We start from the raw sequence: 22,868 nt of genomic DNA on the forward strand, positions 1-22,868 counted from the left end.
TGGTGGTCAAGCCAAGGCGTATGACCAGATTGACGCAGCGCCCGAAGAAAAGGCCCGTGGTATCACCATCAACACCGCTCATGTTGAGTACGAAACCGCAGCTCGTCACTACGCCCACGTGGATTGCCCTGGACACGCTGACTATGTGAAAAACATGATCACCGGCGCAGCTCAAATGGACGGCGCCATCCTGGTGTGTTCTGCTGCTGACGGCCCCATGCCTCAGACCCGCGAGCACATCCTGTTGGCTCGCCAGGTGGGTGTGCCTTACATCATCGTCTATCTGAACAAGTGCGACATGGTGGATGATGCCGAACTGCTCGAACTCGTTGAAATGGAAGTGCGCGAACTCCTGGACAAGTATGACTTCCCGGGCGACGACACCCCCATCATCCATGGTTCTGCCAAGCTCGCCATGGAAGGCGACAAGGGTGACCTCGGTGAAGGCTCCATCTTCAAACTCGCTGACGCACTGGACAGCTACATCCCTACGCCTGAACGCGCTGTGGACGGCGCCTTCCTGATGCCCGTGGAAGACGTGTTCTCCATCTCGGGTCGTGGTACCGTGGTGACCGGTCGTATCGAACGCGGCATCATCAAAGTCGGCGAAGAAATCGAAATCGTCGGCATCCATGACACCCAAAAGACCACCTGCACCGGTGTTGAAATGTTCCGCAAACTGCTCGATCAAGGTCAAGCGGGCGACAACGTCGGCATCTTGCTGCGCGGTACCAAGCGCGAAGACGTGCAACGCGGTCAAGTGCTGTGCAAGCCGGGTTCGATCAAGCCGCACACCCACTTCACCGGTGAAGTCTATGTGTTGTCCAAGGATGAAGGCGGTCGTCATACCCCGTTCTTCAGCAACTACCGTCCCCAGTTCTACTTCCGTACAACTGACGTGACCGGCGCTATTGAACTGCCAGAAGGCAAAGAAATGGTGATGCCTGGTGACAACGTGTCGATCACCGTGAAGTTGATTGCCCCCATCGCTATGGAAGAAGGCCTGCGCTTTGCTATCCGCGAAGGTGGTAAGACTGTGGGCGCCGGTGTGGTTGCCAAGATTCTTGCTTAATAGGGGAACATCATGGCAACGAAACAAAAAATCCGCATTCGCCTGAAGGCGTTTGATTACAAGCTGATTGACCAATCGGCCGCTGAAATTGTGGACACCGCCAAACGCACAGGTGCGATTGTCAAAGGCCCTGTGCCTTTGCCAACCCGCATGAAGCGTTTTGATATTTTGCGTTCACCTCACGTCAACAAAACCAGTCGTGACCAGTTCGAAATTCGCACCCATCAACGCCTGATGGATATTGTGGATCCGACGGACAAGACGGTTGATGCTTTGATGAAGCTGGATTTGCCTGCAGGTGTGGATGTCGAGATCAAATTGCAATAATTGCAATTTCCGGCGAGGACGGATTTGCTTGCGTAAGCGATGATTTGTGTTTATACTCGCTGGTTCTGTTTTGGCTGTCTTGTAAAGGTCAGCCCGCAGATTTTTATCAACCCTCTTTCACGAACAAACAGACTCGCCAATTGAAGTGGGTCTGGTGAGAGTTATGGAGAAAACAATGAGTCTAAGCAATCACTTAGGATTGCTTGGTCGCAAGGTTGGCATGATGCGCCTGTTTACAGATGATGGGAATGCGATTCCCGTCACTGTGATCGATGTGTCTAACAACCGGGTGACTCAAGTCAAAACCCAAGAGAACGATGGCTATGTTGCTTTGCAAGTGACATTTGGTGCGAGAAAAGCCTCTCGTGTCAACAAGCCGATCGCCGGACACCTTGCCAAGGCGGGTGTTGAGGCTGGTGAAATCATTCGCGAATTCCGTGTGACTTCTGAGGCTGCGGCAGCCTATCAGGCTGGTGCGGTTGTTCCTGTTTCCGCTGTTTTTGCAGTCGGTCAAAAGGTGGACATCCAGGGCACCACGATTGGTAAAGGCTACGCCGGCACCATCAAGCGGCACCACATGAGTTCGCAGCGCGCGTCTCACGGTAACAGCCGTTCGCACAATGTTCCTGGGTCCATTGGTATGGCTCAAGATCCGGGTCGGGTGTTTCCTGGTAAACGCATGACCGGTCACCTTGGGGTTGATCTGGTGACAACGCAAAATCTGGATATTGTCCGGGTTGATGAGTCCCGTCAGTTGTTGCTGATCAAGGGTGCTATCCCGGGTTCTGCTGGTGGTTTTGTGACCGTGCGTCCCGCCATCAAAGCAAAAGCCGTTGAATCGAAAGGGGCGAACTGATGCAGATCGAACTCCTTAATGATCAAGGTCAAGTGGCATCCACTGTGGATGCGCCGGAGACTGTGTTTGGTCGTGCGTACAACGAAGATCTGGTTCACCAGGTTGTTGTTGCATTTCAGGCTAATGCTCGTCAAGGCACTCGTGCTCAAAAGGATCGTGAGCAAGTCCGTCACTCTACCAAGAAGCCTTTTAAACAAAAAGGTACGGGTCGTGCTCGTGCGGGTATGACGTCATCGCCGTTGTGGCGTGGCGGTGGTCGGATTTTTCCGAATATGCCTGACGAAAACTTTGCTCAGAAGATCAACAAGAAAATGTACCGTGCAGGTATGGCCTCGATTTTTTCGCAACTCGCGCGCGAAGGTCGTCTGGCTGTGGTTGATTCGTTGACCGTTGAGTCTCCCAAGACCAAAGCACTGGCTGCTAAATTCAAGGCGATGAACCTTGACTCGGTGTTGGTAATTGCTGACGAAGTTGATGAAAACCTTTACCTTGCTTCGCGCAATCTGGTGAATGTCCTCGTGGTTGAGCCTCGCTATGCTGATCCGGTATCGCTGGTTCACTACCGCAAGGTATTGGTGACCAAGGCGGCTATGGGTAAATTGCAGGAGATGTTCGCATGAGCCATGCTAATAACCCCAATCAAAAATTTGACGAAGGTCGTTTGATGCAGGTTCTCGTTGCGCCAATCGTGTCTGAAAAGGCCACGATGGTTGCAGAAAAGAGCAATGCTGTGACCTTCAAGGTGCTCCAAGACGCTACCAAGTACGAAATCAAGGCCGCTGTGGAATTGATGTTCAAGGTAGAAGTCAAGGGCGTGTCTGTGGTGAACACCAAGGGTAAGACCAAGCGTTTTGGCAAGTCTGTTGGGCGTCGTGACAATGTTCGCAAAGCCTACGTGATGCTTAAGCCGGGTCAAGAAATTAACCTTGGTGGGGAGGCTGCGTAATCATGGCTGTTATCAAAATGAAACCCACTTCTCCAGGCCGTCGTGGCGTGGTGAAGATTTCGCGTGATCACCTGCATAAGGGTGCACCACATGCAGCTTTGTTGGAGCCTCAGTTCCAGCATGCTGGCCGTAACAACAATGGTCACATCACGACCCGTCACAAGGGTGGTGGTCACAAGCATCATTACCGCGTTGTTGATTTCTTGCGTAATAAGGATGGCATCGCCGCCAAGGTTGAACGTATTGAGTACGATCCAAACCGCTCCGCGCACATCGCTTTGGTGTGTTATGCAGACGGTGAACGTCGTTACATCATTGCGCCACGTGGCCTGGAAGTTGGTGCGTCCATCATGAGTGGTGCGGAAGCGCCGATTCGTGTTGGCAACACCTTGCCGATTCGGAACATTCCGGTCGGTTCGGTGGTGCATTGCATTGAACTGCAAGTTGGCAAGGGTGCCCAGGTCGTTCGCTCGGCAGGTGCATCCGCAACTTTGCTGGCTCGTGAAGGCACTTATGCTCAAGTTCGCATGCGCTCGGGTGAGGTTCGCAAGATCCACATCGAATGCCGTGCCACTTTGGGTCAGGTTGCCAATGAAGAACACAGTCTGCGTCAGCTCGGCAAAGCCGGTGTCAAGCGCTGGATGGGTATTCGCCCGACCGTTCGCGGTGTGGTGATGAATCCTGTGGATCACCCGCACGGCGGCGGCGAAGGCAAGACCGGTGAAGGTCGTCATCCAGTCGATCCTTGGGGTAATCTGACCAAGGGATACCGTACCCGTAACAACAAGCGCACGCAGGTCATGATCGTGTCGCGTCGCAAGAAGTAAGGGGTAGGTAATGACTCGTTCTCTCAAAAAAGGTCCCTTTGTCGACCATCACCTGGTAGCCAAGACCGAAAAGGCCGTGGCTACCAAAGACAAAAAGCCGATCAAAACCTGGTCGCGGCGCTCGATGGTACTGCCCGAATTCATCGGCTTGACCATCGCTGTGCACAATGGCAAGCAGCATGTGCCTGTCTATATCACTGACCAAATGGTTGGCCACAAGTTGGGTGAGTTCGCTCTGACCCGTACTTTCAAGGGTCACCCTGCGGACAAAAAAGTCCAGAAGAAATAAGGAGGCGACCATGGAAACACGTGCAACCCTTCGTGGCGTTCGTTTGTCTGTTGACAAAGGTCGCTTGGTCGCGGACTTGATTCGCGGCAAAAAAGTGGATCAGGCCTTGAACATCTTGCAGTTCACGCAGAAAAAAGCTGCCGTGATCATCAAGAAGGTTCTGGAGTCTGCCATTGCCAACGCTGAACACAACGATGGCGCTGATATCGACGAATTGAAGGTGAAAACCATCTACGTCGAACAAGGCGCATCGCTCAGGCGCTTCACGGCCCGCGCAAAAGGCCGTGGCAATCAAATCAGAAAACCCACGTGCCATGTGTACGTGACGGTTGGTAACTGAAAGAGGCCAGGAAGTTATGGGACAAAAAATCCATCCAACCGGCTTTCGGCTGTCGGTTAGCCGCAACTGGTCATCTCGCTGGTACGCCAATGACCGTGATTTCGCGGGCATGCTGGCTGAAGATATCAAGGTGCGCGAGTACCTGAAAGCCAAACTCAAGAACGCCTCCGTTTCTCGCGTTCTGATCGAGCGTCCTGCCAAGAACGCCCGTATCACCATTTTCTCGGCACGTCCGGGTGTGGTGATCGGTAAAAAGGGTGAGGACATTGAAAACCTGAAGCGCGACCTCGGTCGCCAATTGGGTGTTCCAGTTGCGGTCAACATCGAAGAAGTGCGCAAGCCCGAAATCGATGCCAAGTTGATTGCTGACTCGATCACGCAACAGCTCGAAAAACGCATCATGTTCCGTCGGGCCATGAAGCGTGCCATGCAAAATGCCATGCGCTTAGGCGCCTTGGGCATCAAGATCATGTCGTCTGGCCGTCTGAATGGTATTGAAATTGCTCGTTGCGAGTGGTACCGCGAAGGTCGCGTTCCGCTTCACACCTTGCGTGCTGACATCGACTACGGTACCTCCGAAGCCAAGACCACCTACGGTGTGATTGGTGTGAAGGTCTGGGTCTACAAGGGTGATACCTTGGGTCGCAACGATCTGCCAGCAGCTGAACAGCGTACGGAAGAAGAACGCCGTCCTCGTGGCCCCCGTCGCGATGACCGTTCTGGCCGTCCTGGTGCAGACCGTCCGGCATCTCGTGGCGCACGTCGTCCGCTGGGTGGCAACAACGCACCTGCTGATGGCAGTGACAAACCCGCTGAGGCCGCTGGTGCCGACGCCAACAAACCCGCCGTTCAGCGCGTCCGCAAGGTAGCCGCGCCAGCTGCAGCAGCTGACGGTAAAGGAGAATAACTATGTTGCAACCCGCTCGTCGCAAATACCGCAAAGAGCAAAAAGGCCGTAACACCGGTATTGCGACCCGAGGCAGCTCGGTCGCATTTGGTGACTTTGGTCTGAAATGTACTGATCGTGGTCGTTTGACAGCGCGTCAGATCGAAGCCGCTCGTCGTGCGATTTCCCGTCACGTGAAGCGTGGCGGACGTATCTGGATTCGGGTGTTTCCTGACAAGCCAATTTCCCAGAAGCCTGCCGAAGTGCGTATGGGTAACGGTAAAGGTAACCCTGAATACTACGTGGCTGAAATTCAACCCGGCAAGATCGTTTTTGAGATTGTCGGTGTGACAGAAGAGTTGGCTCGTGAGGCGTTTCGTTTGGCTGCCGCCAAGCTGCCTTTGCGCACCACTTTTGTGGCCCGCATGATCGGTCAGTAATCAGGAGCAAATGATATGAAAACGACTGAATTACGCCAAAAAGATGTTGCCGGTTTGAAATCTGAAATCAAAGAGTTGCAAAAAGCGCACTTTGGTCTTCGCATGCAAAAGGCCACGCAACAACTCAACAACACAGCCACGATTCGCATTGCGCGTCGTGATATTGCCCGCGCCAAGACCATTCTGGTTGAGAAGCTGGCTGCTGACACATCCGCCAAATAAGGAGCGATAAATGACGGAAGCTAAAACATCCCTCAAGCGCACCTTGATTGGCAAGGTCGTCAGCGACAAACGTGCCAAGACAGTGACCGTTCTGATTGAACGCCGCGTCAAGCATGAGCTGTATGGCAAGATTGTTGGCAAGTCCAGCAAATACCACGCTCACGATGAAAAAGGTGAGTTCAAGTTGGGCGATACGATTGAGATCACTGAAAGCCGGCCGATTTCAAAGACCAAGAACTGGGTCGCGACCCGCTTGGTGCAGAAAGCAGCTATCGTTTAAGTGTTTTCAAAAGCGTTGCTGTCAGCGCGCTTCACTAGAAAAGGCCCACTCTGTGGGCCTTTTTTTGTTTGAGAAATACCTGGGTATCAAGTCCGGTTGCAGCCGTTCGCCGCGCTAAGGTGAGTCTTTGGTCACCCCATCCAGCGTACAAAAGCCCAAACAACCAGCGCACACACTGTCACGATGAGTGCGGCTTTGATCCGACTTTGGGCATGGTCTTCCGAGGCTGGGGCAGCGTACTCCAGGGTTTTGTCTCCGGTGACCATGGGGCGCACCAGATTCTCCCGCTTTTTCAGAAAATACAGGGCAATCGCAATCACATGAAGTGTGACCAAGACGATCAAGATCAGTTTACCGACTTCGGCATGGTAATACGTGGCATTGGACACCCAGGTTGACGAGGCCAAGGACGCCAAGGGTCCTGTTGCCGAAATCTCGTCGTCACTGAACATGCCAGAGACCAGTTGAATTGTCAAAAAACCCATTAATGCAAAAACGGACAGGGCACCCAGAGGGTTGTGTCCGACAGCATGCTGAGGATCTGTTTGACCCTTGAGGTGCGCCAAGACCTGTCCAGGGCGGTAAAGGAAGGCGCTGAAGCGTGACCAACGGCCACCGACCAAACCCCAAATCAGTCGGAACATCAGCAAGGTCAGAATGGCATAACCGAGCCGGAAGTGCCAATCCATCGCCGCTCCCCCAATTTGCGCGGTGATCACTGCCGCGACTACACACACGGTTAGCGTCCAGTGGAACAAACGGGTGGGTGCATCCCATACACGAACTACAAATTTCTTAGACATCTCAGCAATCCTTGTCGACGCGATTCAGCTAGGAAAACCCTAGAATGAAGATGGTCAGATTTAGTTTAACTCTTGGAGCAATGGGATGAAAAAGCTACGTACTTTTGTTCTGGCAGCGGTCGCTGCCTGTGTGATGGTCCCGGCCTCGGCACAGTTCGCCAAGGTGGAAGACGCTATCAAATACCGCCAGAGTTCTCTGTTTGTCATGCAGCAAAACTTTGGTCGTGTTGCGGGTATGGCTGCCGGGAAAATCCCGTTTGACGCCAAGGTCGCTGCTGACAGTGCTGCTGTGGCTGACTTCATGGCCAAATTACCCTGGGCTGGCTTTGGTCCTGGTATGGACAAAGGCGAGAGCAAGGCCAAACCTGAGATCTGGGCCAACAAAGCAAAATTTGATGACTATGCCAACAAGCTTCAGACTGAAATGGCCAAACTCAGCGTGGCAGCCAAATCTGGCAACCTGGATAGCATCAAGGCAGCTGTGAATGCTACGGGTGGCACCTGCAAGTCGTGCCACGACGATTTCAGAAACAAGTGATTCACTTGCAGGGCAAGCTGCAGCCCGGACGGGGTCACTGCTGGGATGGATTGCGGCCCCATGACGCCCCTTTTGTGAGGTTGAGCCAATGAATCGTCGGCATTTCAGCCGTCTCAGTGTTGCGTACACCGCAGCCATGTGGTGTGCTTTTCCAAAGACGGGCCAGGCGTTGACCCTGAGCGATGTCAGCAGCACACAAGCGACACAGGGTGTGAAGGCCGCGCTTGAGAAAGGTGTGCGATTTGCCATCGATTCTCTGGGGCGGCACAACGGGTTTTTGGGCAATGACAAGGTTCGCATTCCTTTGCCTGGGTATTTGGAAGACGCCTCTCGATTGTTGCGTCGACTGAGGCAGGGCGACAGACTGGATGAGCTCGCTGCGGCCATGAACCACGCGGCAGAAGCCGCCGTGCCGCTGGCCCGCGATGTATTGGTCGGTGCTGTTAAGTCCATGGGTGTTCAGGACGCCAAAAATGTTCTGGTCGGTGGCGAGACATCGGTGACGCAGTTTTTTGCCGACAAAACCAGGGCGCAGTTGGCCGACAAGTTACTGCCGATGGTCAAGAAAACCACCCAGCAGGTCAGACTGGCCGACAAATACAACCGCATTGCCAGCCAAGCCGCCAGTTTCGGTTTGCTCAAAGGGGATGAGGTCAGTCTGGAGCGGTATGTGACAGGTAAAACGCTGGATGGTCTCTATTTCATGATCGGGGAAGAAGAGAAGAAAATCCGGCAAGACCCCGTTGGCACCGGCAACGCCGTGTTGCAGAGGGTTTTTGGTGCGATGAAATAGCCCTGTGCAGCCGACCCAGACACACCTGCGACAACGCCATAATCACACCCATACTGTTACAAGCAGGACCCACATCGCACATCGCTGCACACCCGGCGCCTCTTCATCTTATGAACAACGGTATCTTCATCATTGCCCATGCGCCCCTCGCGAGTGCTTTGCGCCAATGTGTGTTGCATGTGTTTCCAGACGCGGCGACGTCGCTGGCTGTGTTTGATGTCCAGCCCAACATGCCCACGGATGAGACACTGGCTGCGGCGCGGATGACACTCTCGCTGCTCAACACACCGAGTACCTTGATCCTGACCGACCTGTTTGGTGCCACGCCCTGCAATATTGCTCAGAAAATGGCCGATGGTGTGAACTCCAAACTCATCACCGGTGTCAATTTGCCCATGTTGTTGCGGGCCGTGACCTACCGACAGGAAGCCATGGATGCCTTGGTGGCGCGGGTTTTGGCTGGCGGGACACAAGGTGTGATGCAGGTGGCCGTGACCGCACCGCAGAATCAAAAACGAAGACCACATGATCAAAACGACCACGACTATCAGCAATAAACTGGGTTTACATGCCCGAGCCTCGGCCAAATTGACCAAGTTGGCGGGCAGCTTTCCGTGTGAAGTCTGGATGTCACGCGGTGACCGCCGTGTCAACGCAAAAAGCATCATGGGTGTCATGATGCTGGCGGCCGGGCTGGGGGTGGAGGTTGGCGTAGAAACCAGCGGGGAACGTGAGCAAGAGGCCATGGACGCGCTGTTGGCCCTGATCAATGACAAATTCGGCGAAGGTGAATAAATGACCCAGGTGTCCCACCTATGACGTTTGCCATCCATGGATTGCCAGTCGCACGGGGCATCGCCATCGGGCGTGCGGTGCTGGTGGCCTCGAGCCGACTGGACGTCGCCCATTACTTCATCGAACCAACGCAGGTCGCTGCCGAAATCAACCGGGTACGTGATGGTCGTGATGCGGTGATTGCGGAAATCCACCGGTTGCAGACCAGCATTGGCCAAATGGGGCCCAAGGACACGCCACACGAACTGGCTGCCCTGCTGGAAGTGCACTTGATGCTGCTGCAAGACGAGCAGCTGACACAAGGTGTCAAACACTGGATCAAAGACCGGCTCTACAACGCCGAATGGGCGCTGACCAGCCAGCTGGAGGTGGTGGGCCGCCAATTTGACGAGATGGAGGACGAGTACCTGCGTGAGCGCAAGTCCGACCTAGAGCAGATCACCGAGCGTATCTTGCGCGCCATGCGGGGTATTTCCTCTCCGTTGATCCAGCCGCTCGGGCGTGGTGGGCGCAAAGCCTCGCAGCAAGACCTGCTGCTGGACGACACGGTCGATGTACCCCTGATTCTGGTGGCGCATGACCTGTCACCGGCCGACATGCTGCAGTTCAAGCAGAGCATTTTTGCCGGGTTCATCACCGATGTGGGTGGCAAGACCTCGCACACCGCGATTGTGGCGCGCAGTCTGGACATCCCGGCGGTGGTGGGTGCACGTTTGTCGAGTCAGTTGATCCGCCAGGACGACTGGGTCATCGTAGACGGGGATGCGGGTGTGGCGGTGATTGATCCCTCGCCCATCATCTTGGCGGAATACGGTTTTAAACAGCGCCAGGGTGAACTGGCCCGGGGCCGCCTGGCACGTTTGCGCCACACCCCAGCTGTCACGCTGGATGGCCAGAAAGTCGAGCTGCTGGCCAATATCGAGATGCCCGACGACGCGGCTGCCGCAGTTCAGGCCGGGGCGATGGGGGTTGGCCTGTTTCGCAGTGAATTCCTGTTCATGGGCCGCCACGGCAAGTTGCCCAACGAAGAGGAGCAGTACCAGGCCTACCGGCGCGCCATCGAAGGCATGCAAGGCCTGCCGGTCACCATCCGCACGGTCGACATTGGTGCCGACAAACCGCTGGACGACACCGCGCGCGACATCGGTCACCTCAATCCGGCGCTGGGTTTACGCGCCATCCGTTGGAGCCTGTCCGAACCGGCCATGTTCTTGACCCAGCTGCGCGCCATTTTGCGGGCCGCAGTGCATGGCCCGGTGCATTTACTGATTCCGATGCTGGTGCATGCCAGTGAAATCCGCCAGACCATGTCCTTGATCGACCATGCCCGGGTGCAGCTGGACAACCGGGGTGTGAGTTATGGCCACGTGAAAATTGGCGCCATGATCGAGATCCCGGCCGCCGCCTTGACACTCAAGGTGTTCCTGAAGTACTTTGATTTTTTGTCCATCGGCACCAACGACCTGATCCAGTACACCCTGGCTATCGACCGTGCCGACGAGTCGGTGGCTCATCTCTACGACCCCTTGCACCCGGCCGTGTTGCGGCTGGTGGCCAGCACCATCGAAGAGGGGCGGTTGCAGGGCAAGACGGTGAGCGTCTGTGGCGAAATGGCAGGAGACATCAGCTTGACCAAGCTGCTGCTGGGTTTTGGCTTGCGCAGTTTTTCGATGCATCCGGCGCAGATTCTGGCGGTCAAGCAAGAGGTGTTGCGTGCCGACACCAGCAAGCTCACCCCTTGGGCGCAAGCGATTCTGGCGGATGACGAACCCGCCCGGCGCCTCAACCAGCGCGTCTGAGGTTCAAAACAGCCAGAACAGCAGCGGTATCAGCAACGAAGCCAGCACCGCCTGCAAGCCCAGTGCCAGTCCGGCATAGGCTCCAGCATCGGCGTTGACCTGCAAGGCACGAGCGGCGCCAATGCCGTGTGCTGCCGTTCCCAAGGCAAACCCCTGCGACATCCAGCCGTGTGCTGTGGGCGGCACTTTCAGCCAGCTCAGCAAGGCCTTGCCACTCAGGGCGCCCACCATACCTGTGATCACGGTAAACACCGCCGCCAGCGCCGGAATACCGCCGATCTTGTCGGCAATGCCCATCGCCACCGGCGAGGTCACCGACTTGGGCGCGAGTGAAAGCACCACATCATGGGGCAGACCCAGCGCCCAGCCCAAAGCCAGTGCTGAGCTGCTGGCTGCCGCACCACCGACCAGGGCCGCCAGCAACAGCGCTCGCCAGCGCAGCAGCAGCTCGGTGCGGCGCTCCCACAGCGGCCAGGCCAGCGCCACCACCGCCGGGCCCAGCAGGAAATGGATGAACTGCGCGCCCGAGAAGTAGGTTTGGTAGTCCTCCCCGGTCAGGGTCAGCAGGCAGGCCAGCACAATCACCGACCACAACACCGGGTTGGCCCACGCCGCCTGGTCCAGGCGAGCGTAGACCGCTTGGGCCAGTACGTAGACCACCAGTGTGGCGGTCAAGCCAAACAGCGGTGTGGCTGAGAGGTAGATCCAGAGCTCCACAAACTTAGGCATCGCTGGCACTCCGGACATACCGCAAGACCAACGCGGTGGCTGCCAGGCCGATCCAGGTCGACAACACAATCACCACCAGCATACGCACCCCAAACTGAGCCAGCAGCCCCAGATGTGTCATCACCCCCACCCCCACTGGCACAAACAGAAGAGACAGGTGGGACAACAAAAAACCGGCGCAGCTGGCTACCGGCAAACGTACTGCTGGCCAGCGCAGGGCCAACAGCAACAGCAACATGCCGATCACCGGTCCGGGAATGGGAAGATGGAAACCACGGGACAACAGTTCCCCCAGCGATTGCATGGCCAAAAGCCATGCTAGCCCTTGTATTGCTTGCATAGTTTGCTATTAAAAACGTGATAGGGTGGGATGACTGAGCTGGCCGTTGCGCACCAGCATCTTGCCGTACTCGGCGCAGCGTTGCAGGGTCGGGATGACCTTGCCGGGGTTGAGCAGGCCGGGCGGATCAAACGCACGTTTGACACCAAACATCTGCTCGTTTTCTTCAGCACTGAACTGCACACACATGCTGTTGAGCTTCTCGACACCAACGCCGTGCTCCCCGGTTACCGTGCCACCCATGGCGACGCTGGTTTCTAGGATTTCGGCACCAAACAGCTCACAGCGGCGCAATTGGTCGGGGTCGTTGGCGTCGAACATGATGAGTGGGTGCAGGTTGCCGTCACCCGCATGGAAGACGTTGGCACAGCGCAGGCCATAGCGTTTTTCCATCTCCTGGATCGCCAGCAGCAGATCGGCCAGGCGTTTGCGTGGGATGGTGCTGTCCATACACATGTAGTCCGGGCTGATGCGCCCGCTGGCGGGGAAGGCGTTTTTGCGCCCGCTCCAGAAACGCAGGCGCTCGGCCTCGTCGCGGCTCACCGCAATCGCGGTGGCGCCACAGCCGCGCAGCACATCACTCATGCGGCCAATGTCTTCCTCGACTTCTTCGGGTGTGCCGTCGCTCTCACACAGCAGAATCGCCTCGGCCGTCAGGTCGTAGCCGGCGTGCACAAAATCTTCGACTGCAGCGGTCATGGGTTTGTCCATCATCTCCAGCCCGGCTGGGATGATGCCTGCACCAATCAGGCTGGCGACCGCGTCACCGGCTTTGCGCATGTCGTCAAAACTGGCCATGATGCAGCGTGCCAACTGCGGTTTGGGGATGAGTTTGACGGTGACTTCGGTCACCACCGCGAGCATGCCCTCGGAGCCAATCACCACACTCAGCAGGTCCAGACCGGGGTTGTCCAGCGCGTCGGAACCCAGGGTGAGTTCCTCGCCAGCGACAGTGAAACCTTTGACTTTGAGCACGTTGTGCAGCGTCAGGCCATATTTGAGGCAGTGCACACCGCCCGAGTTTTCAGCCACATTGCCGCCGATGGTGCAGGCGATCTGGCTCGACGGGTCGGGCGCGTAATACAGGCCCAGCCCAGCCACCGCTTCGCTGATGGCCAGGTTGCGCACCCCGCATTGCACGGTGGCGGTGCGGGCCTTGGGGTCGATCTTGAGGATCTTGTTGAACCTGGCCAGCGACAGCGTCACGCCCAGCGCATGGGGCAAGGCGCCGCCGGACAGACCCGTGCCCGCACCACGCGCCACCACCGGTACGCCCAGGCGGTGGCAGGTGCGCAGCACGGCTTGCACCTGAGCCTCGTTCTCGGGCAGCGCCACCACCAGCGGGCGCTGGCGGTAGGCGGTCAGGCCATCACATTCGTAGGGGGTGGTGTCTTCGGCCTGCCAGAGCAAGGCGTGTGGTGGCAAATCGGCTTGTAGCCCTTTGACAACCTGGGCTTGTCGCTCTGATCTTTGTAGTGGTGTGGTGTTGATGGCAGCAACGGGACTGTTCATGGCGGTGCTTTGGCAGAGCTGTGTGGTCAGGGGGGTGACTCTAAACCCTTGTGCGCGCCTGGGGTGTGATGATTTTTGCAACAGCGCTTGAAATAAAAAACACTCTGACAAACATAGCTGTTACCCCTTTATATATAAGGGCTGGAGGCACTTTTTGCATCCAACTCAGGCCGGGCTGGTTTTTAACCATTCGGCAAAGGCGGCGCATTCCCAACGGTCCATCATGCCGGTGCGCCAGCACAGGTAATGCGCGTGGGGGCTGGGCACGTTGGCGCTGAACACAGGGCTGTGACCCAGGCGCACCAAGGAGCCGTTGTCGAGCCAGGGCTGGGCCAGTTTCAGGCGGATCAGGCCGATACCCATGCCAGCGGCGGCGCCGTCACACATCAGGCCGATGTCGTTGAACTGGGAGCCGTCCACCGGCTCGGGCCAGTCCAGGCCGTTCGCTGCAAACCAGGTGCGCCAGGGCTCCAGTGGGCTGCGCAGCAGGGTCTCACCCGCCAGGTCCTGCGCCACCTCGAACGGCCCGTGTTCACGCACATAGGCGGGGGAGGCCAGCGGGGTGACATCGTCCTTGGTCAGGCAGGTGTACTCCATGTCGGCGTAACGGCCGGCGCCAAAACGAATCGTCAGGTCGGCGTCTTCGGCCACCACGTCCAGCAGCGGGATCGAGACCTGCAGCGTCAGGTCAATCTCAGGGTAGGCCTCGGTGAATTGGCGCAGGCGCGGGATCAGGATCGAGCGGGCAAAAGTGGGAGTCACCGCCAGGCGCAGCTTGCGTTTGCCTGGTGCCATGGCCGAGCTTGGAAAACGCTGCAGCATCGCCAGCCCTTCGCGCACATGCGCCAGGTACTCCACCCCTTCGATGGTCAGCGAAAAATCGGCCCGGCCAAACAGCTTGGTGCCAATGATCTGCTCGAGCTGTTTGACACGGTGGCTCACTGCGCTGGGGGTGACACACAGCTCCTCAGCGGTCTGGGTCACACTGCGCAGGCGCGCCAGCGCCTCAAAGGTCAGCAGGCATTGGACAGGGGGAATGCGGGCGGCAGACATGCCTGCATTGTGGCAGGCGCCGCGTTACCCAGGCGGCGCCACAGGGCCTCTGTCAGCTCGCCGTGCTGGCTGATGCCAAGCTGAGGTAGATCGACTTCTTGTGCATGTCGATGTCGGAATCGGCATACCGCAAGGCAATCGCCTGGAATTCACCCTGGATGCTCAGAAAGCAGTCCACCAGGTCTGGGTCGAAGTGTTTGCCACGCCCCTGCTCGATGATCTCGACCGCGCGCTCATGCGGCATACCTTCCTTGTACACGCGGCGGCTGATCAAGGCGTCATACACATCGGCCACGGCCATCAGGCGCGCCGAGATCGGAATGGCGTCCCCCTGCAAACCGGCCGGGTAACCGCTGCCGTCCCATTTTTCCTGGTGGAACAGGGCGATGTCCTTGGCCATGGTGAGGAACTCAACCCGGGTGCCGAGCGAGGCCTCGGCGTGGGCGATGGCATCACGCCCCAGGGTGGTATGGGTTTTCATGATCTCGAACTCTTCGGGCGTGAAACGGCCCGGTTTGAGCAGGATGCGGTCCGGGATGCCGACCTTGCCAATGTCGTGCAAGGGGGCCGACTTGAACAACATCTGGATGTTGTGGTCGGTCAGAAAGTGGGCAAAACGCGGGTGGGTTTTGAGGTTTTCGGCCAAGGCCTTGACATAGTTCTGGGTGCGCCGGATGTGGTTGCCGGTCTCGGAGTCGCGGGTTTCGGCGAGTGAGGCCATGGCCAGAATGGTCACGTCCTGAATCGCGGTGACTTCTTCGGTGCGCCGGGCCACCTCGTGCTCCAGAAACGCATTCTTGTCGTGCAGGAAGTCGTTTTTTTCCCTCAGGTAGTCGTTTTTCTCCAGCAAAAAGTCGTTTCTTTCACGCAGGAAATCGGTGCGGGCCTTGAGGGAGAGTTGCGCCGCCACCCGCGCCAGCACGATGGGCGGGTTGATGGGTTTGGTGATGTAGTCGACCGCACCGAGCGCCAGGCCCTTTTGTTCGTCCTCCATGTCCGAGCGGGCGGTCAGGAAGATGATCGGGATGTCGCGGGTGGCCGTCTGGGCCTTGAGCTGGCGGCAGACCTCGTAGCCGTCGATGTCGGGCATCATGATGTCGAGCAGAATCAGGTCTGGCGGCTGGTCTGAGAACGCAATCTTGAGCGCCCGCTCGCCATGGTTGGCAGCCCGGACCTGGTAGCTGTCTTTCAACAGGGTGGACATCAGCGTCAGGTTTTCGGGGGTGTCATCCACCACCAGAATGGTGGGTTTTCCCGTGTGGACAGATTTGTTCATGGTCATCGGTTGTTGTCAAAGAGAGAGTTTGGCCTGAGTAGCAGATGTCAGGACTCGCAGGGCTTCTTCAAAGTCGAAATCTTCCACGGCGGCTCTGATGGTGTGATAACTGGCCCCCAATGTCGCTTGGAGCAAAGGTGCGTGGTCCCGCAGCAGCTCAATTGCTTGCGGGTCATCGTAAGCCAGAAGGGCTTGTAGCTGTTGGCAAATCACCTGGCGTTGTGCCGGGTTCACCGCGATGCTCGCTGGCGGGACATCTGGCTCAGGCAGGTGGGTCTGGATCTGGGCCAGAAGATCTGTCAACAGGTCTGCTGCGGGGGCCAGCAGGCTGTGCAGGGTGGTCTGCGGCGCTTTCTCGCGAACAGCGGTTTCCACCTTCTCCATGGCCACCTGCAGTGCGCTGGCGCCAATGTTGCCAGCCAGTCCTTTGAGGGTGTGCGCCAGCCGTTCGGCGGCGATGGTGTCACCGGCCTCCAGAGCCTGCTCAATCGGCCGCAGGCCAGCTTGCTGGCCACGCACAAAGCGGCGCAGCAGGCTCAGGTACAAAGGTTTTTTGCCCATGGTATGGCGCAGCCCCAGACGCAGGTCCAGACCTGGAATCTGTGGCGGAATCTCTTCGTCCTGCGTGGTGGGCGTCCAGGTTTGGCGCGGCTGGGTCACCGGCTGGCCCAGGCCCTCGCGTGGGCGAATCCAGCGCAGCAGCGCCCGCCACAGATCCAGCGGCTCAATCGGTTTGGTGACAAAGTCGTTCATGCCCGCAGTCAGGCAGCGCTGGCGGTCGTCTTCCATGGCGTTGGCCGTCATCGCCACCACGGGCAGATCGGCGTGGCTGGGGTTCTTGCGGATCTCGAGGGTGGCCTGAAGACCGTCCATCACCGGCATCTGCATGTCCATCAGGACCAGGTCATACGGGCTGCCGACTTGCTGCATCTGGGCCAGCATGGTCAGGGCGATTTGACCGTCTCCGGCCAGGTCCACCGCAAAACCGGCATCACCGAGCAACTCCAAGGCAATTTGCTGGTTCAGCTCGTTGTCCTCCACCACGAGGATGCGTGCGCCGCGCAACGGGGCGAGTTGCGCATCCAGGGCGGCGCTGTTGTGGGCTGCAGGCGTCAACCCGGCTTGGTTGGTGTTGTGACCCAACAGGCGCAGCATGGTGTCAAACAACAGCGAGGCACCCACCGGTTTGACCAGGATGTCGTCAATGCCCACGTCGTGGGCGCTGCGTATCACCTCTTCGCGGCCATACGCTGTCACGATCACCAGGTGTGGTGAGGTGGCCAGCCCCAGGTTCTGGATGCGGCGGGCGGTTTCCACTCCGTCCATGCCGGGCATCTGCCAGTCGAGCAAAACAAAGTCAAAGCCTTGTTGATGGCTGGCTTTCTGCGTGATGTATTCGATGGCTGCGGCACCACTCAGGACGGTCTCGACCACAAAACCGAATGAGCCCAGCAGATCACTCAGCACATGGGCTGCGTGTTCGTTGTCATCCACCACCAGGATGCGCTGGCGCTGCAGGTCGAGCCGTGACAAATGCAGGCGCGGTTTGGCCTCTCCCAGACCCAAACGGGCGGTGAACCAGAAGGTGGAGCCCACGCCAGGTGTGCTGTCCACCCCCACAGTGCCACCCATCAGCTCGGCCAGGTTTTTGCTGATGGCCAGGCCCAGGCCGGTGCCGCCATATTTGCGGGTGGTGGAGCTGTCGGCCTGCTGGAAGCTTTGGAACAGGCGACCGATCTGCTCCTGGGTCAGGCCTATGCCGGTGTCTCGCACCTCAAAGCGCAGCAAGCCGGGCGTGGATGCCCCGTCTGCCAGGCGCACCACGATGCTGATGTCGCCGTGTTCGGTGAACTTGATCGCGTTGTTGGCGTAGTTGATCAGCACCTGCCCCAGGCGCAGCGGGTCGCCGATCAGGTTCTGGGGCACGTCGGGGGCGACCTCGCAAATGATCTCCAGCCCTTTGGCACTGGCCCGGTCGACGATGACGGTGGCCACGTTCTGCAAGACCTTGTCCAGCTCGAACGGGATCTGTTCCACCGTCAGCATGCCAGCCTCGACCTTGGAGAAGTCCAGGATGTCGTTGATGATGCCCAGCAGTTGCTGGCCCGCTTGCTGGATTTTGCTGACGTAGTCGTGCTGGCGTGGTGTCAGCTCGGTTTTCAGGGCCAGGTGCGACATGCCGATGATTGCGTTCATCGGGGTGCGGATTTCGTGGCTCATGTTGGCCAGGAAGTTGCCCTTGGCCAGACTGGCGGCGTCGGCCGCCTCTTTGGCGCGCTGCAGTTCCTGGGCCGCTAGTTTCTTTGGGGTGATGTCTTCAAAAACCCAGACGCAACCCCAGTCCGGGTGTGCCATGTCCAGTGCCCGACCATGGACGCTGGCCCAGAACAGGCTGCCATCACGGCGCCGGTACTGCGCCTCATAAAACGCCAGCTCACCCTGTTCAATCGCGGCATAGGCCAACTGGCCGATCTGCTCAAAGGCGCTGGAGTCGCTGTAGAGCACTTCGGTAGATTGCCCCAGCAAAGCACCCGGCGCATACCCAAACATGGTCTCCATCGCGCTGTTGCAGCGTTTGATCTGGCGTTGGACGGTGAGCAGCACACCCAGGCTGACGGCCTCAAAAATCACCTTCTGTTCCTGGGCGGCTTCGGTGATGGCTCGTTCGGCGGCTTTTTGTTCGGCCATGTCAACAAAGGTGCCCACCAGACCGGCCGGTGTGCCGTCTGCATCTGCAAAACCCGCCACAAAATACAGGGTCTCGTGCAGGCGGCCATCGGCAAACGGGATCAACATTTCGCGCTGCACCCGGCTGCATTGGGCAATGGTGGCTTCATCCTCGGCCTGGTAGGTGGCGCGGTCTGCTTGCGGCAGGTAGTCCAGATCCAACACGCGTTTGCCCAGCAGGCTGTCGCGCTGGATGCCCATGTATTCCTCATAGGCACGGTTGACCCCCAAAAAGCGGGTATCGGCGCCTTTGTAAAACACCGGGTAGGGAATGGTGTCGATCAGTGCACTCTGGAACCTGGCCTGGTTGGCCAGCTGCGACGCCATCTGTTGGCGTTCGCTGATGTCCTCCACCACCCAGATTGTGGCACGGTCAAAGCCGCGGACAGTCACCCGGCGACCCGCCAGCCGGGCATGGAACGGGGTGCCGTCAAAGCGGTGGTAAACACCTTCTTCGACCACTCGAAGCCCCTCATTAAGCTGCGGCACCACGCGGGCGTTAAAAGCATCTTGTGCCTCGCGGCTGCCAAACAGGAAGGCCGCACTGTGGTTGATCAGGTCGGCGGGCGGGGCACCAACCATGCCCGCAAAACCGGTGTTGATTTGCCGGATCAGACCGTCGGCAGAAAACACCAGGCCCGAGGGGATGTTGTCAAACAGGACAGTTTGCTGTGCCAGCACCTCCTGCACTTTGTCGTCACGTTGTTTGAGGGCATCAATGCTCTGGATGAAGCCGGTCCAGAGGATGCTGCCATCGTCCTGTCGCTTGGGGGAGGCCGCCAAGTTGACCCAGTGCCACTGATCGGGTGCGTGCTGGATGCGCAGATCCTGGCTGCAGGGTGCCAAGGTGTCGGCCGAGGCGTCAATGCAGCGCTTGAGTGCACGCATGTCCTCTGGGTGACCCCGGCGGATGAACAAGCTGACGTCGTCGAGCATGACCTGTGCGGTCTCACCCCACAGTGCCTCAATCTGATGGCTCAGGTAGGTCAAAACCAGGTGGCCCGCCGGGTCGCGGCGCGCCCTGAAAATGGCCAGGGGCAGGGCCTCGGTGATTTCGTGCAACTCGTCCTGCACCACCCGAAGTGCGGCGTCTTTCTCCTGGCGTGCCGTCAGACTGGCCAGTGCCATCTGACCCTGCAGGTTCAGTGCCTGTGCCGCGATACGGCGACGGTGCTGGCGCAGCATCGCCAGCGCAAACAATAGAGTGAGTACACACAAAAAAGCCGTCAAGGCCACGGACACCTGCAGCTGTGTCTTGATCTCTTTGGTGCGGGCATCCACCAGCAAGGCCGAGGTCTGGCCGGCACGGATCGACAGCTCCCGGATCGGTGTTTTGAGGGTGTCGAGCTCACGCCTCAGTTCTTGCAGCACTTTGGGTGTGTTGGCAGATGAGGCCGACAGCACAGCGTCGGCATGTTGGACAAATTGTCGGATCAGGGTCTTGTCTTCGTCGAAGGAGGCTGCATCCCCGATCAGTTCACGCATGCCGGTGCCGTCCAGCGCATTGACCCGGCTGACGAAGATGTCAAAACGCAGCTGCAAGGTGTCGGCGGGCAGGCTTTTCGGGTCCAGCAGGCGCAGATCCAGGGCGTTGCTGAAGCGCAGATACTCACTTTCGAGTTGCAGGAAGGTCCACAAGGCTTCACGGTCATTGCGCAGCATGACACGCTGCAGGCTGTCGGTCTGGCGCACCTGTAAGACCGCGATCGCGACATACAGCGTCGCCAGGCCCGCAACCAGGAGCAGAAGCAGCTTGTTGCGTTTCATCAGTGCGCTGCCCATGGTGCTTGTGCTGCCTCAGTGGATGTGCAGGCGGTTCACTTGCCACGCCGAGCGGTTGTAATACACCTGGGTTCTCAGCTCGGCGACGGCGTCAAACGGGTAAACCACAAACAAGGGCCCTTTGTCGCGCACAGCCATGGGTTGGCCATTCATCAGGCGGGCCAGGATCACGTCGTATTTGAGGGCGTCCTCCAAGGGGATCTCGGTCTTGTAGTCGTTCAGTGCATACGCTGTGATGGTTTGGCCTTGGCCACCCACAGCACGCACCACATCGCGCAGCAGCGGGCCGGTGAATTCGGCGCCCGCCGGGTACCAGGGTGACTTGGTGAACACGGTGCGTTGCGGCAATCGGCTCAGCATTGGCAGGCTGAACACGGCGGTTTTACCCTCGTTCACTTGGCTGATCTGACCGGAAAGGGTCAGCACCACCTTGTCACCTGGTTTCTCAAGTGCTTGTGCACAGGACAGCGTCCCCAGCAGACACATCAGCCCCAACACAAGCGGAATGGACCGGGTGAATTGTTTGAAGATCCGCAAGAGATTCATGGCCATCCCTATTGAAGTTTGTCGCTGGAAGTGTATCGCTCACCTGTTCAGGACGCTGCGTGCTTGTTGTGCCGTTCCACCCCCGTCTGAGGGCGGCAGGACGGGCGTTGCGCGCAACAGATAACGCTGTTCCAGATGCGAGCGAAAGTGCTGTGGGTTGAGTATTTCGCCGGTGGCTTGTTGCACCAGGTCCTGGGTCGGCCAGCGGCTGGCCTGTTGCCAGATGTGTTGTTGCAGCCAGTCAAAGATCGGAGACAGATCGCCTGTTGCCACCCGTGTGTCCAGGTCGGGGTGGGCGCGTCGGATGCAAGCAAAAAACTGCGCGGCATACATGGCACCAAGCGTGTAGCTAGGGAAATAACCAAAGCTGCCGCTGGGCCAGTGGATGTCCTGCAGGCAGCCGTCTTTGAAATTGCCGCGTGTGTCCAGACCGAGGTACTGCGCCATTTTCTGATCCCAGTGGGCCGGAATGTCCTCGGGCGCCATCAGACCGTTGATCAGATCCCGCTCAATCTCATAACGCAGGATGACATGGGCCGGATAGGTCAGTTCGTCCGCGTCCACCCGGATCAAGCCTGGCTGCACCCGGGTGTAGAGGCGAGCCAGGTTGTCTGCCTCAAAGGCGACCTGGTAGCCCAGGTGTTGGGCAATGCGTGGTGCGATGTGTTGCAGAAACGCGGCACTACGGCCCAGTTGCATCTCGAACAGCAGGCTTTGGCTCTCATGGATACCCATCGAACGAGCCCGGCCGACCGGCAGGTGACGGGTGTCTGTGGGCAGATTCTGCTCGTAACGCGCGTGGCCGGTTTCGTGCACGACGCCCATCATGCTGCGCATGAAGTCGGCCTCGGTGTAGCGGGTGGTGATGCGTACATCCTCGGGCACACCGCCGCAAAACGGGTGGGCGGACACATCCAGCCGCCCTGCGGCAAAGTCAAAACCGAGCAGCCCCATGAGATCGACCCCCAGCGCCCGCTGTTGTTCGACGGGGAAGGGGCCAACTGGTGCCAACACAGGCTCACCAGCCTGTTTGGCCAACACCTGTTGCACCAAGTCGGGCAACCAGGTTTTGACATCATCAAACAGGGTGTCGATGTCGGTGCTGCGGCTGCCAGGCTCGTACTTGTCCATCAGCGCATCAAAGGGGCTGATGCCTTGGGCCTGGGACAGGATCTGTGCTTCTTCCCGCGCGTTGTTCACCACCTCGCGGAAGTTACCCAGAAAACCGGTCCAGTCGTTGTTCTGGCGCTGGCTGCGCCAGGCATGTTCACAGCGGGATGTGGCCAGACTCTGGGCCTGCACCAGGCGCTCGGGTAAACAGGTGCTCAAGGTCCAGTCGCGCCGCATCTCGTGCAGGTTGGCCTGCTGCAGCGCGTCCAGGGGCTCGGCGCTGGCACTTTGCAGCAGACCGGGCAAACGCACATCAGCCAACATCTGGTGCATCACCACCTGTAATTCTGCCAGCGCTGCACCGCTGGCTGCGTTGCCTTTGGGCGGCATCATCGCCGCCTGGTCCCAGCCGGCCAGGGCGCCCAGGTGGCCCAAACGGTACAGGCGGGTGAAGGTGTGGGTCAGGGCGGTGTAGGCGGGGGTGTTCATAGCGTGGGTATCCTGAGGTTGAGTGCGGCGAACGGACCGCGAGCGGTGGTGACATTTTGGCACCGGGTCTGCTGCGAACTTGGCCTGGCAG

At 58.5% G+C, this 22,868-nt stretch carries 26 protein-coding genes; 17 read left to right on the plus strand and 9 right to left on the minus strand.

All coding sequences use genetic code 11. The annotated features are described in order from the left end of the window. The 12 genes from tuf to rpsQ form a co-directional block, all read left to right on the plus strand. On the plus strand, positions 1 to 1,072 hold a 1,072-nt coding region (tuf, locus tag KKO72_RS12890), incomplete at its 5' end, for an elongation factor Tu (RefSeq protein ID WP_214938192.1). A gap of 12 nt (positions 1,073 to 1,084) precedes the next feature. After that, positions 1,085 to 1,399 (plus strand): 30S ribosomal protein S10, encoded by a 315-nt coding sequence (gene rpsJ, locus KKO72_RS12895; RefSeq protein WP_028250951.1) that lies wholly within the window; start codon positions 1,085 to 1,087, stop codon positions 1,397 to 1,399. A gap of 175 nt (positions 1,400 to 1,574) precedes the next feature. Next, positions 1,575 to 2,255 (plus strand): 50S ribosomal protein L3, encoded by a 681-nt coding sequence (rplC, locus tag KKO72_RS12900; RefSeq protein WP_078366851.1) that lies wholly within the window; start codon positions 1,575 to 1,577, stop codon positions 2,253 to 2,255. Next, the gene (gene rplD / locus KKO72_RS12905) at positions 2,255 to 2,875 is read left to right on the plus strand and encodes a 50S ribosomal protein L4 (RefSeq protein WP_214938867.1); all 621 of its coding nucleotides are present in this window, start codon (positions 2,255 to 2,257) and stop codon (positions 2,873 to 2,875) included. The genes rplC and rplD overlap by 1 nt, the downstream gene beginning before the upstream one ends. Next, positions 2,872 to 3,201, plus strand: coding sequence for a 50S ribosomal protein L23 (rplW, locus tag KKO72_RS12910; protein ID WP_180125175.1), 330 nt, complete (start codon positions 2,872 to 2,874; stop codon positions 3,199 to 3,201). The genes rplD and rplW overlap by 4 nt, the downstream gene beginning before the upstream one ends. A gap of 2 nt (positions 3,202 to 3,203) precedes the next feature. After that, entirely contained in the window at positions 3,204 to 4,028 is an 825-nt protein-coding gene (gene rplB, locus KKO72_RS12915) for a 50S ribosomal protein L2 (protein WP_078364576.1), read from the plus strand. A 10-nt stretch (positions 4,029 to 4,038) separates the two neighbouring features. Beyond that, the gene (rpsS, locus tag KKO72_RS12920) at positions 4,039 to 4,317 is read left to right on the plus strand and encodes a 30S ribosomal protein S19 (protein WP_078364575.1); all 279 of its coding nucleotides are present in this window, start codon (positions 4,039 to 4,041) and stop codon (positions 4,315 to 4,317) included. A 10-nt stretch (positions 4,318 to 4,327) separates the two neighbouring features. Beyond that, the gene (rplV, locus tag KKO72_RS12925; protein ID WP_075585605.1) at positions 4,328 to 4,657 is read left to right on the plus strand and encodes a 50S ribosomal protein L22; all 330 of its coding nucleotides are present in this window, start codon (positions 4,328 to 4,330) and stop codon (positions 4,655 to 4,657) included. Positions 4,658 to 4,673: 16 nt separating this feature from the next. Continuing rightward, positions 4,674 to 5,564 (plus strand): 30S ribosomal protein S3, encoded by an 891-nt coding sequence (gene rpsC / locus KKO72_RS12930; RefSeq protein WP_214938869.1) that lies wholly within the window; start codon positions 4,674 to 4,676, stop codon positions 5,562 to 5,564. 2 nt (positions 5,565 to 5,566) lie between these two features. Then, a complete protein-coding gene (rplP, locus tag KKO72_RS12935; protein WP_078364573.1) occupies positions 5,567 to 5,983 on the plus strand; it encodes a 50S ribosomal protein L16 in 417 nt (138 codons plus the stop codon). Positions 5,984 to 5,998: 15 nt separating this feature from the next. After that, positions 5,999 to 6,205, plus strand: coding sequence for a 50S ribosomal protein L29 (gene rpmC, locus KKO72_RS12940; protein WP_214938871.1), 207 nt, complete (start codon positions 5,999 to 6,001; stop codon positions 6,203 to 6,205). A 10-nt stretch (positions 6,206 to 6,215) separates the two neighbouring features. After that, entirely contained in the window at positions 6,216 to 6,485 is a 270-nt protein-coding gene (gene rpsQ, locus KKO72_RS12945) for a 30S ribosomal protein S17 (protein ID WP_078364571.1), read from the plus strand. Positions 6,486 to 6,616: 131 nt separating this feature from the next. Here the strand turns inward: rpsQ and KKO72_RS12950 are convergent, their stop codons facing one another. Beyond that, positions 6,617 to 7,288 (minus strand): cytochrome b/b6 domain-containing protein, encoded by a 672-nt coding sequence (locus tag KKO72_RS12950; protein WP_214938873.1) that lies wholly within the window; start codon positions 7,286 to 7,288, stop codon positions 6,617 to 6,619. Positions 7,289 to 7,373: 85 nt separating this feature from the next. On the opposite strand from KKO72_RS12950, the gene KKO72_RS12955 reads away from it, so the two are divergent. The 5 genes from KKO72_RS12955 (at position 7,374) to ptsP (ending at position 11,213) form a co-directional block, all read left to right on the plus strand. Beyond that, on the plus strand, positions 7,374 to 7,826 hold the full coding sequence (locus KKO72_RS12955) for a cytochrome c (RefSeq protein ID WP_214938875.1): 453 nt from the start codon (positions 7,374 to 7,376) through the stop codon (positions 7,824 to 7,826). Between the two features lie 88 nt (positions 7,827 to 7,914). Continuing rightward, the gene (locus KKO72_RS12960; RefSeq protein ID WP_214938878.1) at positions 7,915 to 8,619 is read left to right on the plus strand and encodes a DUF4197 domain-containing protein; all 705 of its coding nucleotides are present in this window, start codon (positions 7,915 to 7,917) and stop codon (positions 8,617 to 8,619) included. Between the two features lie 110 nt (positions 8,620 to 8,729). Beyond that, on the plus strand, positions 8,730 to 9,176 hold the full coding sequence (locus KKO72_RS12965; RefSeq protein WP_078364567.1) for a PTS sugar transporter subunit IIA: 447 nt from the start codon (positions 8,730 to 8,732) through the stop codon (positions 9,174 to 9,176). Then, positions 9,145 to 9,414 (plus strand): HPr family phosphocarrier protein, encoded by a 270-nt coding sequence (locus KKO72_RS12970; protein WP_214938881.1) that lies wholly within the window; start codon positions 9,145 to 9,147, stop codon positions 9,412 to 9,414. The genes KKO72_RS12965 and KKO72_RS12970 overlap by 32 nt, the downstream gene beginning before the upstream one ends. 20 nt (positions 9,415 to 9,434) lie before the next feature. Beyond that, on the plus strand, positions 9,435 to 11,213 hold the full coding sequence (gene ptsP / locus KKO72_RS12975; RefSeq protein WP_214938884.1) for a phosphoenolpyruvate--protein phosphotransferase: 1,779 nt from the start codon (positions 9,435 to 9,437) through the stop codon (positions 11,211 to 11,213). 3 nt (positions 11,214 to 11,216) lie between these two features. Here ptsP and KKO72_RS12980 read toward each other — a convergent pair whose 3' ends face one another. From KKO72_RS12980 to KKO72_RS13015, 8 genes are all read right to left on the minus strand, one after another. Next, positions 11,217 to 11,942, minus strand: coding sequence for an LrgB family protein (locus tag KKO72_RS12980; RefSeq protein WP_214938887.1), 726 nt, complete (start codon positions 11,940 to 11,942; stop codon positions 11,217 to 11,219). After that, positions 11,935 to 12,282 carry a CidA/LrgA family protein gene (locus KKO72_RS12985; RefSeq protein ID WP_214938890.1) on the minus strand — a complete coding sequence of 116 codons (348 nt, stop codon included), beginning with the start codon at positions 12,280 to 12,282 and terminating at the stop codon, positions 11,935 to 11,937. Before KKO72_RS12985 ends, KKO72_RS12980 begins: the two co-directional genes overlap by 8 nt. Before the next feature lie 9 nt (positions 12,283 to 12,291). Then, positions 12,292 to 13,794, minus strand: a complete 1,503-nt coding sequence (locus KKO72_RS12990) for an FAD-linked oxidase C-terminal domain-containing protein (RefSeq protein WP_214938893.1) — start codon at positions 13,792 to 13,794, stop codon at positions 12,292 to 12,294. 165 nt (positions 13,795 to 13,959) lie between these two features. After that, the gene (locus KKO72_RS12995; protein ID WP_214938907.1) at positions 13,960 to 14,847 is read right to left on the minus strand and encodes a LysR substrate-binding domain-containing protein; all 888 of its coding nucleotides are present in this window, start codon (positions 14,845 to 14,847) and stop codon (positions 13,960 to 13,962) included. Between the two features lie 52 nt (positions 14,848 to 14,899). Further along, a complete protein-coding gene (locus tag KKO72_RS13000) occupies positions 14,900 to 16,123 on the minus strand; it encodes a two-component system response regulator (protein WP_214938910.1) in 1,224 nt (407 codons plus the stop codon). 15 nt (positions 16,124 to 16,138) lie between these two features. After that, the gene (locus tag KKO72_RS13005) at positions 16,139 to 20,632 is read right to left on the minus strand and encodes a response regulator (protein ID WP_214938912.1); all 4,494 of its coding nucleotides are present in this window, start codon (positions 20,630 to 20,632) and stop codon (positions 16,139 to 16,141) included. 15 nt (positions 20,633 to 20,647) lie between these two features. Further along, a complete protein-coding gene (locus KKO72_RS13010; protein WP_251140636.1) occupies positions 20,648 to 21,178 on the minus strand; it encodes a molybdopterin-dependent oxidoreductase in 531 nt (176 codons plus the stop codon). A 39-nt stretch (positions 21,179 to 21,217) separates the two neighbouring features. Continuing rightward, positions 21,218 to 22,777: a carboxypeptidase M32 gene (locus KKO72_RS13015; protein WP_214938915.1), complete on the minus strand. Its 1,560-nt coding sequence runs from the start codon at positions 22,775 to 22,777 to the stop codon at positions 21,218 to 21,220. Positions 22,778 to 22,868 lie beyond the last annotated feature (91 nt).

This window comes from Rhodoferax sp. U11-2br (assembly GCF_018619435.1).
Lineage (GTDB): Bacteria > Pseudomonadota > Gammaproteobacteria > Burkholderiales > Burkholderiaceae_C > Rhodoferax.